This is a genomic window from Mucilaginibacter flavus, from assembly GCF_030409315.1.
GTDB lineage: Bacteria > Bacteroidota > Bacteroidia > Sphingobacteriales > Sphingobacteriaceae > Mucilaginibacter > Mucilaginibacter flavus.
Map to the genome: position 1 here is coordinate 36,343 of NZ_JAUFPS010000006.1, position 14,863 is coordinate 51,205.

Here is a 14,863-nt window from a genome sequence, read left to right on the forward strand (position 1 = left end):
ACCCCGATACTTTTTTAATAATGACCAAAATGAATTGCAATTATAAATAGATAATAATCAGATAGTTGATATATTAAATATACAGAATTATCATTTTATTGTCAATTACATAATAGCTTATATATCATTTTCAACATTTTAAACGTTTATCTACTTTGTAGGTTCACACCTGCAAATAGTGATAAGGTTTAGGTTTAAAGTCCCCAAGCAGCGAGTGCAAGGGGACTTTTATTTTAAGGTGAATTTTTAACAGAAAATACCTTTCTGAACCAAGGCCTAAACCCCGGAAGCGTACGCTTTTGTGGCAAACAAAAAAGCGACGCCATGCTTCTATAAATTATCTTTACGGTAATGATTAAAACCTCAATGAACGGATCAATTGATAATGCCCTGTTAGCCATAAAAGAATTTGCCCCTAAAACCACGCTGGTGACCGAAGGCGACGTAGCAACCGAAATGATGTTTATAAACAGCGGCTGCATCAGGGCCTGGTACAATGCCGATGGACAGGAAATAACGCTGCAGTTTTTCTTTGAGGGCGATTCGGTAACATCGTTAGAAAGTTTTTTGAACAACCCCCCCAGCAATATCAACATAGAAACCCTGGAACATTGCCAGTTAAGCATCCTTAAAAAAGCCGATTTTTTACACCTGCTGCAAACAGACGCTGTTATCAAAAATTGGTTTTACACAACAGCCATCCAAAAACTGTTTACCCATACCAACAGGCTGCTTTCACTCTTGAAAAACAAACCGTTTGACAGGTATCAGCAACTATTAGCCAGCAGGCCCGATATGTTTCAGCGTATTCCGCAGCATTATATAGCCTCATACCTGGGCATTACGCCGGTTTCTTTAAGCCGCATCAGGAACCGCCGCAACGTTGTTTCTTAACAATTGTTATCGTTACAAACACATCTGTTTGCCCACCTTTGCAATAATAATAAAATACAAAGGATGAAAGCGCTTACATTTTTAAAGATAGTTACAACAGTGAACGTATTGGTTGCCGCGGGTTTTTCGGTGGCAGGGATAATTAATCCGGCTTCTATATTGCCTGTCGACATAAGTGCAGATAAAGCGATAGCCATTTTTGCACTATATGCCGCGGCGCGTACAATTCCACTGGCGGCAGCAACTATAATTTTTGTTTTTGGCAAACGTCGGGATGGGCTTTTTACACTTGCTTTCCTGGCGGGCGTAGCGCAATTATTAGATGGTTTTATCGGCATTTATCAGCATGATGTATCCAAAACCGCCGGTCCGTTTTTTATCGCTGTAGTGACGTTTATCGCGCTTTATTTATCGGTTAAAGGCAAGGCCGTGGCTATTGCCGCGTAATTGGTACCGTTAATTGAACAGGACCGAAAGGCGGGATTCAGTTATCTATATTACTTGCCGTTGCCGGTAATTGTTGTTGTTAACCCGTTGCCGGTAATCTGGTAAAATGGCTGGCCTGCCAGAAAGGTTATTTTTTTAAGCGGTTTAAAAATCGCCATGTTTTTGCTTTTCAGATCAACCTGCGTGCGATAGGCGCTGATAGCACCTATGAGTACATTTTGGGCAATCAGGGCTGTTGGCGAATCCACTCCCCCATCTTTCAGATCGCTTGCGTGGGCGTAACTACCCACGCCCAATCTAAGGGCTTCCCGCATCCCAATCATCCCAACGGTTTTCATCATTTCAGGATCAAATTTATTCCTGTCGCCAAGGCCAATAAGCAAAAGCCTTTGTGGGGTAATGGTGCCATTAGGTACATCAATTAACAAAGTTTCAAAAGCATGCCCGGTAAAGGCGCCGTTTTTTCTTAAAGTAGTAATTATGCCGTTTAGTCCCTGGTCAAGATGGGCCATGCCATTTGCCGCCAAAGGCAGTGCGGGTGGTGCATAAATGTCATTTTCGGTATATTCAAAAACGCATGCTATCTGCAGTGGTGTTTTTTCTGCCGATGGGCTTTGCACCATCGTTTCAATATCAATGTTGTCAATTTTACCCAGTACTGCATGTGTGCCAATTACAGGCAAAACAGTCGTACTTTGTGCTTTTAAAATGCCCGGTGTAAAAAAAACGACAATTAAGGTGAATACATTAAGGGTATGTGCTTTTACAGTTTGGCGAGCGGGAGAACGATGGTTTACGTTTGTTTTCATTTTATGCTGGTTATAGATGATGTGCTTGTTTGTTTTAAACTGCATCAAATCTAACGGGCACTGCGGGGGGCGCAAATAACCTACATCAAGAAATGAAAAATCCCGCTACCTGATTTTAAATTCAGACGGCGGGAAATATTGTGTGGATGTACCGGTATTGAAAACCTACAAGTCCGGTTAGTTTTTAACAGCGGCAGTTGTAGCTGAATAATTGGCCGGATAAACTTTTCTGAACATGATGTAGGTTACTGTCACGATGCTAAAAGCGATAACAGCGTCTACAGTGGCCGCCGCGCCAATCACAATGAGTTTGGAGAAAAAGGCGAAGATGATATCAAAAAATACACCTGCAAATACCCATTCCTTTAGCCTAAGCAATTTGTTGGGGATTAAAAGAACCGTAATGCCCGATAATTTGGCAACACCCAATACATAAATGAAGTAAGCGGGGTAGCCCAATTTAAGGGTGATATCCCATACAATTTTGTTGGTAGTAAGTTCACAAAAGCCGCTGGTGCCAAACCATAATGAAGTTAATGCCGCGCCGATCCAGAAGATTGTTTTTGTTGTTTTTGAGTTCATGATTTCTGTGTTTTTGTTGTTTGTTGATTCAAAAATGCAGCTGATCTCACCAAAAACAGAGCGGTTTAAATGCCAACCGGGCAATATGGCGGGCGGTTTAGACAATTGGAGGCGGGAGTTGGTTAGCTTTGTTGCGGGGGAAGTATTTTAAAGCCCCTCTGGTAAGATTAAACGAACAGATGTTTCGTAGACGTTGGGCAAAATAATATCGGATTAGTATCTGAGCACAAATCAAACACTTTTTTTATTCCCCCACAAGAATTCTGCTTGATCCTAAATTTTACCTATTGCGCGACCCATTACGCAAAAAACGCCGATCTCTTGTATGAAATCAGCGTTTTTAGTAGCCCGTAGGGGAATCGAACCCCTGTTTGAAGAATGAAAATCTCCTGTCCTAACCCCTAGACGAACGGGCCGTCTTTTTTTATTTATTTTCCCTTGTTTTGGGATTGCAAAGATAGCGCTTTAACGGATAAATAAAAATAAAATTTAAAATAATTTTATTTGGCGCTGATAATGAATAAGATATTTTCATTTACCAAACAAAATAGCACAATTTACATTGTAAATCTGCACTTGTTAAAGCTATCTTTATCGTAAAATCATTTATCTCTTATGAAAGCAATCTGGAATAACCAGGTTATTGCCGAAAGCAATGACACTATTGTAGTTGAAAACAACCATTATTTTCCAATAGAAAGCGTAAAAGCCGAATACCTGGAAAATACTAACACGCACACCACCTGCCCATGGAAAGGTTTAGCATCGTACTACACTCTTAATGTTGATGGTAAAACCAATCCCGACGCGGCATGGTACTATCCGCAACCCAAAGAGGCGGCAACAAACATTACCAACTATGTGGCTTTTTGGAAAGGCGTTAAAATAACCGACTAAACATGAAAAAATACGATGCCATTATTATTGGTTCGGGGCAGGCGGGGGCGCCTTTGGCTAAAAAGCTGGCATTGGCCGGCCTAAAAACGGTGATTATTGAAAAGCGTTTTTATGGCGGCACCTGCGTAAACGATGGCTGCACGCCTACCAAAACCTGGGTGGCATCGGCCAAGGCGGCATACATGGTCGGCAAAAGTATCGATTTAGGCGTGCCGGTTAATCGGTTTAGCGTTAACATGGCCACGATCAAAAAGCGCAAGGAAGATATTGTGATGCAATCGCGCATTGGCGGTCAGCATGCGGCCGAAAAAACAAAAGGGCTGGATGTTGTTTTTGGCGAGGCCAGTTTTGTTGGCGATAAAACCGTTTCGGTAAAACTTAAAAACGGCAAAAAATCAAATATCCAGGCCGATCTGATTTTTTTAAATACCGGTGCTAAACCGTTTATCCCCAAAATTGAGGGCCTGGATACTATCAAATACCTCGACTCGACCAGTATTTTAGAACTGGATTACGTGCCCGAGCATTTACTGGTGCTCGGCGGAAATTACATAGGGCTGGAGTTTGGGCAGATGTTTCGCCGCTTCGGCAGCAAGGTGACTATTGTTGAGAGGTCGGCACATATTGTATCTAAAGAAGATGAGGATGTTTCTGTAGAAATGCAAAACATCCTGGAGGCCGAACAGATTAAAATACTCACCAACGCGCACGCTACCAGGTTTAAACAAAAAGCAGGTGGCAAAATAACCGTTACCCTTGATGTTAAAGGCGAGGAGCAAAAGATAAAATGCAGCCACGTGTTGGTAGCTGTTGGCCGTACCCCGCAAACTAAAGATCTGGCCCTTGAAAAAGCCGGCGTTAAAACCGACGATAAAGGCCATATTGTGGTTAATGATAAACTGGAAACCAACGTAAAAGGGATTTATGCCTTGGGCGATGTAAAAGGCGGACCGGCATTTACGCATATCTCCTACAACGATTACACCATTGTTTACCGCAACCTCATCCAAAAGCAAAACCTGGATATCAAAGACAGGCAGGTTCCATATTGCATGTTTACCGATCCGCAATTGGGCCGGGTAGGCATTGATGAAAATGAGGCAAAAAAACTTGGTATCGAATATAAAGTAGCTAAGCTCCCGATGGCCCACGTGGCCCGCGCTATTGAAACCGGTGATACACGCGGTTTTATGAAAGCCATTGTTGACCCTAAATCAAAAAAAATACTGGGCGCTACGGTGCTTGGTCCGGAAGGCGGCGAAATCATGACGGTATTACAAATGGCTATGGAGGGCGGCATCACTTATGAGCAGATTCGCTATTTTACCTTCGCGCACCCCTTGTATGCAGAATCATTAAACAACCTTTTCCTGGGCCTGGAAGATTAATTTTACCGCATGATAAAAGTTGATGGTGTAAGCAAACATTTTGGTAAGGTTAAAGCGGTTGATGCCATTTCCTTTGAGGTACAGGAGCATGAAAACATGATTTTGCTGGGCACCAGCGGCTGTGGCAAAACCACTACCTTAAAAATGATCAACCGGCTTATTGAGTCATCGGCAGGAACTATCTACATTAACAAAAAAAACATACTGGAGCAACAGCCCGAGGTTTTGCGCCGTGGCATTGGGTACGTGTTACAAAACAACGGCTTGTTCCCCCATTATACCGTGGCCGAAAACATTGCCATTGTACCGCAATTGTTGAAGTGGGATAAAAAGAAAACTGAAAATCGCACCGCCGAACTATTGGAAAAGCTGCATCTTGATAAAAGCTATCTGCATGTTTACCCCAAAGAGTTAAGCGGCGGCCAGCAGCAGCGCATTGGGCTGGCCAGGGCTTTGGTATCCGACCCTCCCGTTTTACTGATGGATGAGCCTTTTGGCGCGCTGGATAACGTTACGCGGTCAAACATTCACAAAGAGTTTAAAGCGCTCGATGAGCTGAAACGAAAAACCATCATTATGGTTACCCACGATGTGCAGGAGGCTTTTGAATTAGGCGATAGGATATGTTTGATGGATAAGGGCAAGATCATCCAATCGGGCAGCCCAACTGAACTGCTTTTTAATCCAGCCAATAAATTTGTGGAAGATTTTTTGAAGGACCAGCGCCTGCAACTGGAGTTTAAAGCTGTTAAGCTCACAGACCTTTGGGAACTGCTACCCCATCAGCATAAAAAAACTGAAACAGCTGCCCTGCATGCCGATACAGATTTGTGGTCGACATTAGAAAATTTCAGGTTTGGCAAAGCCGAAACTATTGATATCAAAAAAGATGGCGATGCTGAAAAAACGGCAAGCTTTGAGCAATTGATGGCTGCCTTTTATCAATTTAAAAACAAGCAGGGCCATGAATGAGCATCAGCAAACCCTGTTTGAGTTTATGGGCCAGCAGGCCGATAAACTGGCGGTGCAAACCCTGCAGCACATCGGGCTTACTTTTATATCTCTTTTTATAGCGGTGCTTATTGGCCTGCCCCTTGGCATTTTTATTACCCGCAAGGTAAAACTATCCGGCCCGGTTTTGGGCATCGCCGGCGTGCTGCAAACCATCCCAAGCATCGCTTTACTGGGTTTTATGATCCCGGTGTTGGGCATTGGTGCCAAACCGGCTATAGTGGCTTTGTTGCTTTACGCGTTGCTGCCCATTATCCGCAACACCTATACGGGCATTACCGGGGTTGATGGGGCCGTAAAGGAGGCCGCTGTGGCTATGGGAATGAATAAGTGGCAGGTATTATTCAAAGTTGAACTGCCGCTGGCTATGCCCGTAATTTTGGCCGGTATCCGCACGGCTACGGTTATTAACGTTGGTGTGGCAACTTTAGCCTCCTACATTGCTGCAGGTGGCTTAGGCGAGTTTATTTTCGGTGGGATATCTTTAAACAATACCAACATGATCCTGGCGGGGGCAATCCCGGCGGCATTGCTGGCTATTATTTTTGATTTCCTGTTATCGTTAGTGCAAAAGCTCAACTTTAAAAAAATTAAGAAAACAAGCTACGCCCTGCCCGTTTTATTGGTAGTGTTATCCTCGCTTTATTTTATACCCTCGGCCTATGGTGGCAAACTTACCGCTGGTTTTACTCCCGAGTTTATGGGGCGGCAGGATGGTAACCTGGGCCTGGAAAGTAAATACGGTTTAAAAATCCACACCATCGTAATCAGCGACGCCGTAATGTACAAAGCCGCCTTTGAAAAGCAATTGGACGTAATCAGCGGTTACTCGACAGACGGACGCTTAAAAGCTTATGATTTGGTGGTTTTAGATGATGATAAAGGAATCTTCCCGCCCTATTACGCCGCGCCGATCATCCGCGAGGAATCACTGAAAAAATATCCCGACCTGGAGAAAACGCTAAACCTGCTATCGGGCAAAATAAATGATTCCGTGATGACCGATTTAAATTACCGGACTGACTACCTTCACCAAACGCCGGAACGTGTTGCAAAAGATTTTCTGGTGGCAAATAAACTTTATAAACCATCCCGCGAGGGGAGTGCCGGCATCATTCGCATCGGTTCAAAAATATTTGGCGAGCAATACATCCTGGCCAATATGTACAGTATGCTTATTAAAGGTAATACCAATTATGATGTGGCAACAAAAACAGGCCTGGGTGGCACCAAAATTTGTTTCGACGCTTTAACCAATGATCAGATAGATTTTTATCCCGAATATACCGGGACAGGTTTATTGGCCATACTACAGGCATCGCCAAAAACAGTGGCCGAGGTAACCAAAAGCAAGGATAGTACCTACAACTATGTGCAGCAGGAATTTGAAAAACGCTACCAGGTAAAATGGCTAAAACCCATTGGTTTTAACAATGCCTACGCGTTGATGATGAGAAGGGGGCAGGCTAAAAGTTTAAATATTAAAACAATTTCTAACCTTAAACGATATTTGAATAGTAAATAATTCAATGGATTTAGCCGATTGTTATAAAAAAGTTCGCCGGCGAACAGAGCAGATCTGCGCTCCGCTGCAAACCGAAGATTATGTGGTGCAACCAGTGGTGGATGTTAGTCCGCCCAAGTGGCATATAGGGCACGTTACCTGGTTTTTTGAAACCTTTATTTTAAAGCCCTATTTTATGGGTTACCAGGAGTTTAACCCAAACTACAACTACGTTTTTAACAGTTACTACGAAACCGTAGGTAACCGGGTTATCCGTACCGATAGGGGCAATTTGAGCCGACCAACCGTTGCCGATATTTATAAATACCGCGCCTATGTTGATGAAGCGATGGCTAAATTCCTGTGCGAAGAACCACCTGCCGATGTTAAGGAGTTACTTATTTTAGGGTTTAACCACGAAGAACAACACCAGGAACTTTTACTAACCGATATTAAATATATATTGGGGCATAACCCGCTGTTCCCTGCGTATTCTGAAGACTATGTTTCGCCTAAGGTAGAGGAGGTTGATACTGAGTTTATCGAGATTAAAGAAGGTATTTATGAGATAGGTTTTGAGGGCGATGGGTTTTGTTTCGATAATGAACTCAATCGCCATAAAGTCTATTTAAACGCCTATGAGATTAACCCAAACCTGGTTACCAATGCCGAATACCTGGAATTTATAAACAGCGGTGGCTATCACGATTTCAGGCACTGGCACGCCGAAGGCTGGGATTGGGTAAACACCAACAAAGTTGAAGCACCGCTTTACTGGCATCTGATAGATAGCGAATGGCACAATTACACTTATCATGGCTTACAGCAAGTTAATTTGAATGAGCCGGTTTGCCATGTCAGCTATTTTGAAGCTTATGCCTACGCCTCATGGAAAGGCCTCAGGTTGCCTACCGAGTTTGAGTGGGAAGCCGCATCGGCAAAGTTTAGCTGGGGTAAAAGCTGGGAGTGGACCGAAAGCTCGTACCTGCCCTACCCGGGCTTCGCGAAAGCGCCGGGGGCCATAGGCGAGTATAACGGCAAATTTATGGTGAACCAAAAGGTGTTGCGTGGCGCATCTGAAGTTACCCCGCCGGGGCATAGCCGGGCTACTTACCGCAATTTTTTTCAAACACATTTACGCTGGCAGTTTACAGGCATCAGGCTTGCCCGTTAATTGATTAAAAAAACAGGAATACAAATGGACTCAACCTTTACACAAACAGATTTGAACATGGCCTCAAACGCCAAAAACGGATCGTTTTTGAATGATGTTATCACGGGTTTGCGTAGCAATCCTAAAAAATTAAACTCAAAATATTTTTACGATGCCAATGGCGATAAGCTTTTCCAGGATTTAATGAACTGCGATGAGTATTACCCAACCAATTGCGAGCTGGAAATATTTTCTGAACGTACCGACGAAATTACCGGCGCGCTGATTGCAGGCGGCGACGCCTTTGACCTGATTGAGTTAGGTGCGGGTGACGCCACCAAATCTACCTACCTGCTGAAAGATTTGTTAGACAAAAAAGCCGATTTCACTTATTTGCCGATAGATATATCCGAAAACGTAATATCGTACCTTAACATCACCCTACCTGTTACCCTGCCGGGATTAAACATTACCGGGCTAAACGGCGAGTACTTTGATATGCTTAAAAAGGCAGCCGCTATTTCGGCGAGGCGTAAGGTGGTTTTATTTTTAGGATCGAATATTGGCAATATGCCCGTGCCCGAGGCCATTGAGTTTTGCGCCGAGTTGCGTAATCATTTGTCTGAAGGCGATATGCTGCTCATTGGCATGGACCTTAAAAAAGACCCCAAAGTGGTTCTTGCCGCTTACAATGATAAGGGCGGCATCACCAAAAGATTTAACCTCAACCTGCTTGAAAGGATAAACCGCGAGCTTGGGGGTAATTTTGACCTTACCAAATTTGATCATTATCCCACCTATGATCCCGAAAGCGGTGCTTGTAAAAGTTACCTCATCAGCCTGGAAGATCAACAGGTAAAAATTGGCAGTGAAAACATACATTTCCAAAAGGATGAATACATCTACATGGAAATCTCGCAAAAATTCACCCTCATGCAAACAGATCAGATAGCCATTAACACCGGTTTTGCGCCCCTAACCCAATTTTTTGATGGCAAAAAATGGTTTGTTGACGCCGTTTGGGTAGCAGCGTAACGCCATTTGCAGGATTATATAAGACCCTGTTTAAAACGGTAAAAAGATCGTCATTACGAGGTACGAAGCAATCTCCAAACTATACAGAGTAAAACTTGCAAGGTCGATGTGCTTGTGTAGAGATTGCTTCGTACCTACCCATGACAAGTTGTAAAAAGTAAAGAGGGCCGTCAGTCTGAGCCTGTCGAAGACTTGCGCGCAGAGGCCTTTGCCCGCGTGCTTCGACAGGCTCAGCATGACCCCATTTTTTTGATGTTGTCATTTCACTTTCAGAGTCCCTGGATTTACAAACTCGCAATGACGGCTCTATAAATCACGTCATTTCGATTTGTCCAGAGTTTTCTTGATAGCCACTTATAATGGCGGTGTTATAACAAGATTTTTATTCATCTGCACATTTGAAATCTGAAATTTGCACGTCAAAAATCCCTAAACCTGTTATAGTAACCTCGGGTTCAGCTCAGAGTCTATCAGCTCGCCAATGGGTTTGCCCATGAGCCATTTATGATGGTCGTTTTTTTGCCAGTCGTTTTTATATGGGGTGATGCGGGCACCATCGGCAATGTAAATAATGGTCATTACTTCGCGTATTTTATCGGAGTTGTTGCCCGGCGCATTGTGTATGGTAAAACCGCGATGAAAGGTGGCATCGCCGGCATTCATGGTTTTGGCGCGGCTTATCGCAAAACCTTTTTCTTTCACGTAATCATCAAACAATGATTCCGACTCATCAGAAATTTCGTGGTTAAACACCGCGCCATTGTTGTATGAGTTTGATGCAAATGTTAACATCCCCATATCAACGTCAATATCAATTAATGGCATCCACATGGTTACCGTGTTATGGGTATCAATGGGCCAGTAATATTGGTCCTGATGCCATGGGGTAGGGCCGCCGCCGGCTTCTTTAAATAAAGCCTGGTCATGATATAGCCTTACGTTTTCAACGCCCATCAGGTCGGCAGCAATTTTTGCCATACGTTTGGCAAAAACATATTGCTTAACATCGGCATCAACCTGCCAAAGGTTCATGATCTGTAAAAACGCTTTTCCGTAGGTATCCCTGTCCTCCAGTTTGCGTTTCTCGGTGTTGTATTTATCGGCAGCGCCAACAATAACCGGCCGGTAAGCTTCAATTTCGGCTTTTGAAAGTATATTTTTAACTAAAACGTGTCCTTTTTCACTAAACTCATGAATGGTTTGGGGGGATAATTTTACAAGATCATCAAGCGGTAGCAGCTCAGAAACCTGTGTATTCATAATTTTTTTAGTTTATATTCAAAGTAAGTTTAACTTTATCTGTTAAAAAATGAAATGAATGGTATATTTATGGGTTATTTTATCCGTAATTTAACATAAAATAATATTTACGCTAAAATATGCAATGATAAAGGCCTCGTACGAAATTCTTCAGCCCTCAAACAGTCAATCGTTCCTGGTAAGGAAATTTGATAAACTGGCATTTGATGCCCCTTATCATTTCCATGAGGAGTATGAGCTGACGTGTATTATAAAAGGCAGTGGCAAACGCTATGTTGGCAGCCACATGGAGGATTTTGCGAGTGGTGATGTGGTATTACTTGGCCCTAATTTGCCGCACTGCTGGAAATTGGAGGCAGGCGAAATTCCGGCCGGTCAGGCAAGCGCTATAGTCATCCAGTTTAATGACGCTTTTTTAGGCAGCGATTTTTTTAACCGATCTGAATTATTGCAGATCAAAAACCTTTTTCAAAAAAGTGGCTGTGGCGTATCCTTCCACTCAGATACCCAGGCAGAGGTAAAGCGGCTTTTGCTTAACCTGGTTGAAGAAAAAAATAACTTTAAAATACTGATTGGCTTATTGGAGGTGTTACAATGCATGGCTTCGTCTGATGAGTATATCCTGCTGGATCAGCACCGTATTGTGGCCGAACGTTCATCGGCCGAGCGTGAGCGCATTAACCCGGTATTTGCTTACCTGGTAGAAAACTTCAGAAAACAGGTATCCTTAGATACCGCCGCCGGCATAGCCAACATGACCACCAATGCTTTTTGCAAATACTTTAAAAAAGTAACCCGCAAAACATTCATGGAAACCATTATTGAGTACCGCCTTAATTACGCCATACAACAGTTGGTACAAACCGATAAGCCAATATCAGAAATATCGTACGAAAGCGGCTTTGGCGATGTATCGCATTTTTATAAAATGTTTAAGGCCAAAATGAACCTGAGCCCGCTTAATTACCGCAAACGGTTTATGCGCAATATTACAAGCGCCCCCAAGAAATTATCGGCTTAAAAGAAGCTTAGGTTACATTAATAATACCGCGTTTGATAGCATAAATTACCAGGCCAACTAAATTTTTCGATCCTGTTTTTTCAAACAGGCGGGCACGGTAACCCTCAACGGTGCGCACGCTCAGAAAAATTTTATCAGCAATTTCCTGGTTTGAGCATTCCTGGCAAACCAATTTTAGTACTTCAATTTCGCGTTCGTTTAAATCGGCTTTATTTTGCGCTATACTTTCGGCATGGTCATTACCTACCAGTTGTTTAATAAGGGTAATGGATAGGTGCTCATTAAAATAAAATCCCTTACTATGCACGGTTGAAACAGCCTCAATAATCTCTTCGGGTTCGGCGTTTTTAAGCAGGTAGCCAGATGCGCCGGCTTTCATCATATCAACAATATACTTATCCTCGTTAAACATGGATAAGGCCAGTATTTTGATCTTTTTATAATGCTGATGTACAAAGTTGGCGGTTTGTATGCCGTCCATCTCGGGCATTTTTATATCCATCAGCAAAACATCGGGGGTTTTGGTAGTTAACAACCCCATTAATTCTTTGCCGTTTGATGCCTCTAATATCAGGTCAAAGTCTTCGCAATCTTCTAAGGTGGCTTTTAAACCGTTCCTGAAAATTTTATGGTCATCTACTATGCCTAACGTAATTTTACCCATTGATTAACAAATAGTTGAATAAAGATAGTTTTTAATGCTGCAAAACTATACTATTTTTAATTTTATCGTAGTGAGCGTACCATTTGAAGGTTTGCTGTAAATACTAATCTGCCCGTTTATAAGCTGCACGCGGCTCTCCAGGTTTTTGATGCCGAAGCCTTGTTTTACATCGCCCAGGTTAAAGCCAACACCATTATCCTTAAACTCAAGTACCATAAAATCATCTTCCTTTTTAATGGCAAAATGTATAACAGTGGCATCAGAGTGTTTAATGGCATTACCAAAAAGTTCCTGGGCTATGCGGTAAAGAGTTACTTCAATATCGGGAGCAAAACGCCTATCGGCCATATTTTTACTAAACTTCACCTTGATGTGGGTAGATTGTTCCACCTTGTTACCCAGGGCTTCAATGGCCACCAGTAAGCCATAATCGGTAAGTACAGGGGGCAAAACGTTGTGGATAATATTGCGGATCTCCTGGATGCATTCATCGGTAAGTTTGCGGGTATCGGCCAGCAGGGGCTGATTGGTATCGCCCCCAAAGTTTTTATCCAGCCGGTGCAGGTTAAGTTTAATGGCCGATAACACCTGGCCTACACTATCATGTAAGTCTTCGGCCAGGCGTTTGCGTTCGCTTTCCTGCGTTTCAAAAACAGCAGCCATCAGATCGCTTTGGCGGGCATCGTGCAAAGTGCGCAGCTCCACCTGGTTACGGATCATTTTACGCTGGTAAATAATCACAAAGAAAAACAGGCAGGTGATTAATACCACTACCACCAATGTACCTATAATAAGTACCGGGATCAGGTTGTTTTCTGGGGCTTGCAAAGTAGTCCTACTGAAAATAGTATGTTAGCGATAATATTGGTTATGCTGTTAATGATATAATAGTTGGGGCGGTCATCCACAGGGATTTGCGTGAGCAGCATAAATAAAAATATATTTACCGATGAATAAAAAAGCACCCCGGCATTTATCCAAAACAAGCCCTGTTTTTCAATTTCTACATACTTTAAAGGATTTAAAAGTTGGTAAAAGTAAATCAGCGACAATATAATTAAAGATATGCTTAAAGAAGTATTTGAAACTGTAGGATACTCATAGATATTGTTATTAAAGTATAACATTAGCGCAAGCGTTATACCTGCTATAGCAACGGTAACCTTTTTTAAAACCGGCTTGTGAAAAAGGTAGTAATAGATAAGCGTGAAAAAGAACAACGATACCAAAACATTTAAATGAAATATAGGCATGTTATTCTTTGTCCCATTTTTAGCCATTAGCCACGTAATAGGATCAAAAGTGCAGGATATGAGAAAATATAATGCCGAAATCTTTAATACTTTGTCAAGCCGCTTATAATTTACAAGAGCGGCAAGAACAGGTAAAAATCCCGAAGCCGAAGAAGCTATATCTAATGTAAGTGCTAATGACATTGGAGGCAGTACTATCGCTTAGCTTGATAACACATTTTTAGGACAGCCTTCGGAGCCTGGACAAGGATGTGATTGATTACCAACAATGTTATCCGAGCCATCAGTCGGGGCCACCATGCTAAAAGTGCGTACCTCTGTTGAAACGGCGGCAACTTCTGGTTTAGCATCTCCCGGCAATTGGTCGTGCCCGCTGGCAGCTACTCCGGTAATTACAAAACGTTTTTCGCCGTCGGCATTGGCTACTACACTAATAAAGAAATTACCAACTGATACCCAAAATTTTTGCCAACCGGTAAGGTGTTGTTTATTGGCGTAATAAATACGGATGCCCAAACAGCCATCCTGCGCTAATATGGTTTTTAAAATTTTTTGTCCGAAAAATTGCGATACTACACCGTTTGGGTGGCGGTGGCGGTGGTTTTTTGTCCAGGCGGCGGCAAGTTCAAGATCGATGGCGGCACCTTCATCTCCGGTGATCGGATCAGCGCTTCGTGTTGGTTTAGTTTCCATGTTTGAGTTTAATGTAGAGGGTTAGGAATTAGTTGGCTAAAACTAAGACTAATATGTTGTTATTTCAACAGGGTAAAAAGTTTTATAAAAACTCAAAATGTCATTCGTTTTTTATAACAAGCTCATTTATAGTGCATAATAATTATTCATGTTTTTTTCACCGGGTGTATTTCGCGTATTTCTACGCAAGCGAATCTGTAGTAGTACGTTTTTATTCGCGTACAACTACAAGCTATAAAACAGTAGTAGCCC

16 protein-coding genes and 1 tRNA gene are annotated in these 14,863 nt (G+C 42.6%); 9 read left to right on the top strand and 8 right to left on the bottom strand.

Features of this window, described 5'->3' with window-relative positions; genetic code table 11:
* Nucleotides 1-351: 351 nt before the first annotated feature.
* Together QWZ17_RS01600 and QWZ17_RS01605 are read left to right on the top strand one after the other, a co-directional pair.
* Nucleotides 352-894 carry a Crp/Fnr family transcriptional regulator gene (locus QWZ17_RS01600; protein ID WP_290303106.1) on the top strand — a complete coding sequence of 181 codons (543 nt, stop codon included), beginning with the start codon at nt 352-354 and terminating at the stop codon, nt 892-894.
* Nucleotides 895-957: 63 nt separating this feature from the next.
* Complete coding sequence (locus QWZ17_RS01605; protein WP_290303107.1) at nt 958-1,341, top strand: hypothetical protein; 384 nt, start codon at nt 958-960, stop codon at nt 1,339-1,341.
* A 50-nt stretch (nt 1,342-1,391) separates the two neighbouring features.
* Here QWZ17_RS01605 and QWZ17_RS01610 read toward each other — a convergent pair whose 3' ends face one another.
* The 3 genes from QWZ17_RS01610 to QWZ17_RS01620 all read right to left on the bottom strand — a co-directional run bounded on the left by QWZ17_RS01610 (nt 1,392) and on the right by QWZ17_RS01620 (nt 3,148).
* Nucleotides 1,392-2,150, bottom strand: coding sequence for a M17 family peptidase N-terminal domain-containing protein (locus QWZ17_RS01610; protein WP_290303108.1), 759 nt, complete (start codon nt 2,148-2,150; stop codon nt 1,392-1,394).
* A gap of 177 nt (nt 2,151-2,327) precedes the next feature.
* The gene (locus tag QWZ17_RS01615) at nt 2,328-2,732 is read right to left on the bottom strand and encodes a DoxX family protein (RefSeq protein ID WP_290303109.1); all 405 of its coding nucleotides are present in this window, start codon (nt 2,730-2,732) and stop codon (nt 2,328-2,330) included.
* A gap of 344 nt (nt 2,733-3,076) precedes the next feature.
* Nucleotides 3,077-3,148 (bottom strand) — tRNA-Glu (locus QWZ17_RS01620).
* Nucleotides 3,149-3,347: 199 nt separating this feature from the next.
* On the opposite strand from QWZ17_RS01620, the gene QWZ17_RS01625 reads away from it, so the two are divergent.
* The 6 genes from QWZ17_RS01625 to QWZ17_RS01650 are packed head-to-tail and all read left to right on the top strand — an operon-like array spanning nt 3,348 to nt 9,720.
* Nucleotides 3,348-3,629 carry a DUF427 domain-containing protein gene (locus tag QWZ17_RS01625; RefSeq protein ID WP_290303110.1) on the top strand — a complete coding sequence of 94 codons (282 nt, stop codon included), beginning with the start codon at nt 3,348-3,350 and terminating at the stop codon, nt 3,627-3,629.
* Nucleotides 3,630-3,631: 2 nt separating this feature from the next.
* Nucleotides 3,632-5,017: a mercuric reductase gene (locus QWZ17_RS01630; RefSeq protein WP_290303111.1), complete on the top strand. Its 1,386-nt coding sequence runs from the start codon at nt 3,632-3,634 to the stop codon at nt 5,015-5,017.
* Nucleotides 5,018-5,026: 9 nt separating this feature from the next.
* Entirely contained in the window at nt 5,027-5,989 is a 963-nt protein-coding gene (locus tag QWZ17_RS01635) for an ABC transporter ATP-binding protein (protein ID WP_290303112.1), read from the top strand.
* Nucleotides 5,982-7,553 (top strand): ABC transporter permease/substrate-binding protein, encoded by a 1,572-nt coding sequence (locus QWZ17_RS01640; RefSeq protein WP_290303113.1) that lies wholly within the window; start codon nt 5,982-5,984, stop codon nt 7,551-7,553. Before QWZ17_RS01635 ends, QWZ17_RS01640 begins: the two co-directional genes overlap by 8 nt.
* Nucleotides 7,554-7,557: 4 nt before the next feature.
* Nucleotides 7,558-8,706 (top strand): ergothioneine biosynthesis protein EgtB, encoded by a 1,149-nt coding sequence (egtB, locus tag QWZ17_RS01645; protein WP_290303114.1) that lies wholly within the window; start codon nt 7,558-7,560, stop codon nt 8,704-8,706.
* Nucleotides 8,707-8,730: 24 nt separating this feature from the next.
* The gene (locus QWZ17_RS01650; RefSeq protein ID WP_290303115.1) at nt 8,731-9,720 is read left to right on the top strand and encodes an L-histidine N(alpha)-methyltransferase; all 990 of its coding nucleotides are present in this window, start codon (nt 8,731-8,733) and stop codon (nt 9,718-9,720) included.
* Nucleotides 9,721-10,158: 438 nt separating this feature from the next.
* Here the strand turns inward: QWZ17_RS01650 and QWZ17_RS01655 are convergent, their stop codons facing one another.
* Complete coding sequence (locus QWZ17_RS01655; RefSeq protein WP_290303116.1) at nt 10,159-10,980, bottom strand: phytanoyl-CoA dioxygenase family protein; 822 nt, start codon at nt 10,978-10,980, stop codon at nt 10,159-10,161.
* A 124-nt stretch (nt 10,981-11,104) separates the two neighbouring features.
* Between QWZ17_RS01655 and QWZ17_RS01660 the strand changes: the two genes are divergently transcribed.
* Nucleotides 11,105-12,001 (top strand): AraC family transcriptional regulator, encoded by an 897-nt coding sequence (locus QWZ17_RS01660; RefSeq protein WP_290303117.1) that lies wholly within the window; start codon nt 11,105-11,107, stop codon nt 11,999-12,001.
* A gap of 7 nt (nt 12,002-12,008) precedes the next feature.
* Here QWZ17_RS01660 and QWZ17_RS01665 read toward each other — a convergent pair whose 3' ends face one another.
* From QWZ17_RS01665 to QWZ17_RS01680, 4 genes are all read right to left on the bottom strand, one after another.
* Nucleotides 12,009-12,665: a response regulator transcription factor gene (locus tag QWZ17_RS01665; RefSeq protein ID WP_290303118.1), complete on the bottom strand. Its 657-nt coding sequence runs from the start codon at nt 12,663-12,665 to the stop codon at nt 12,009-12,011.
* 45 nt (nt 12,666-12,710) lie between these two features.
* Complete coding sequence (locus QWZ17_RS01670) at nt 12,711-13,493, bottom strand: sensor histidine kinase (protein WP_290303119.1); 783 nt, start codon at nt 13,491-13,493, stop codon at nt 12,711-12,713.
* On the bottom strand, nt 13,469-13,918 hold the full coding sequence (locus tag QWZ17_RS01675; protein ID WP_290303120.1) for a hypothetical protein: 450 nt from the start codon (nt 13,916-13,918) through the stop codon (nt 13,469-13,471). Before QWZ17_RS01675 ends, QWZ17_RS01670 begins: the two co-directional genes overlap by 25 nt.
* Before the next feature lie 201 nt (nt 13,919-14,119).
* Complete coding sequence (locus QWZ17_RS01680; RefSeq protein WP_290303121.1) at nt 14,120-14,611, bottom strand: hypothetical protein; 492 nt, start codon at nt 14,609-14,611, stop codon at nt 14,120-14,122.
* Between the last annotated feature and the right edge of the window lie 252 nt (nt 14,612-14,863).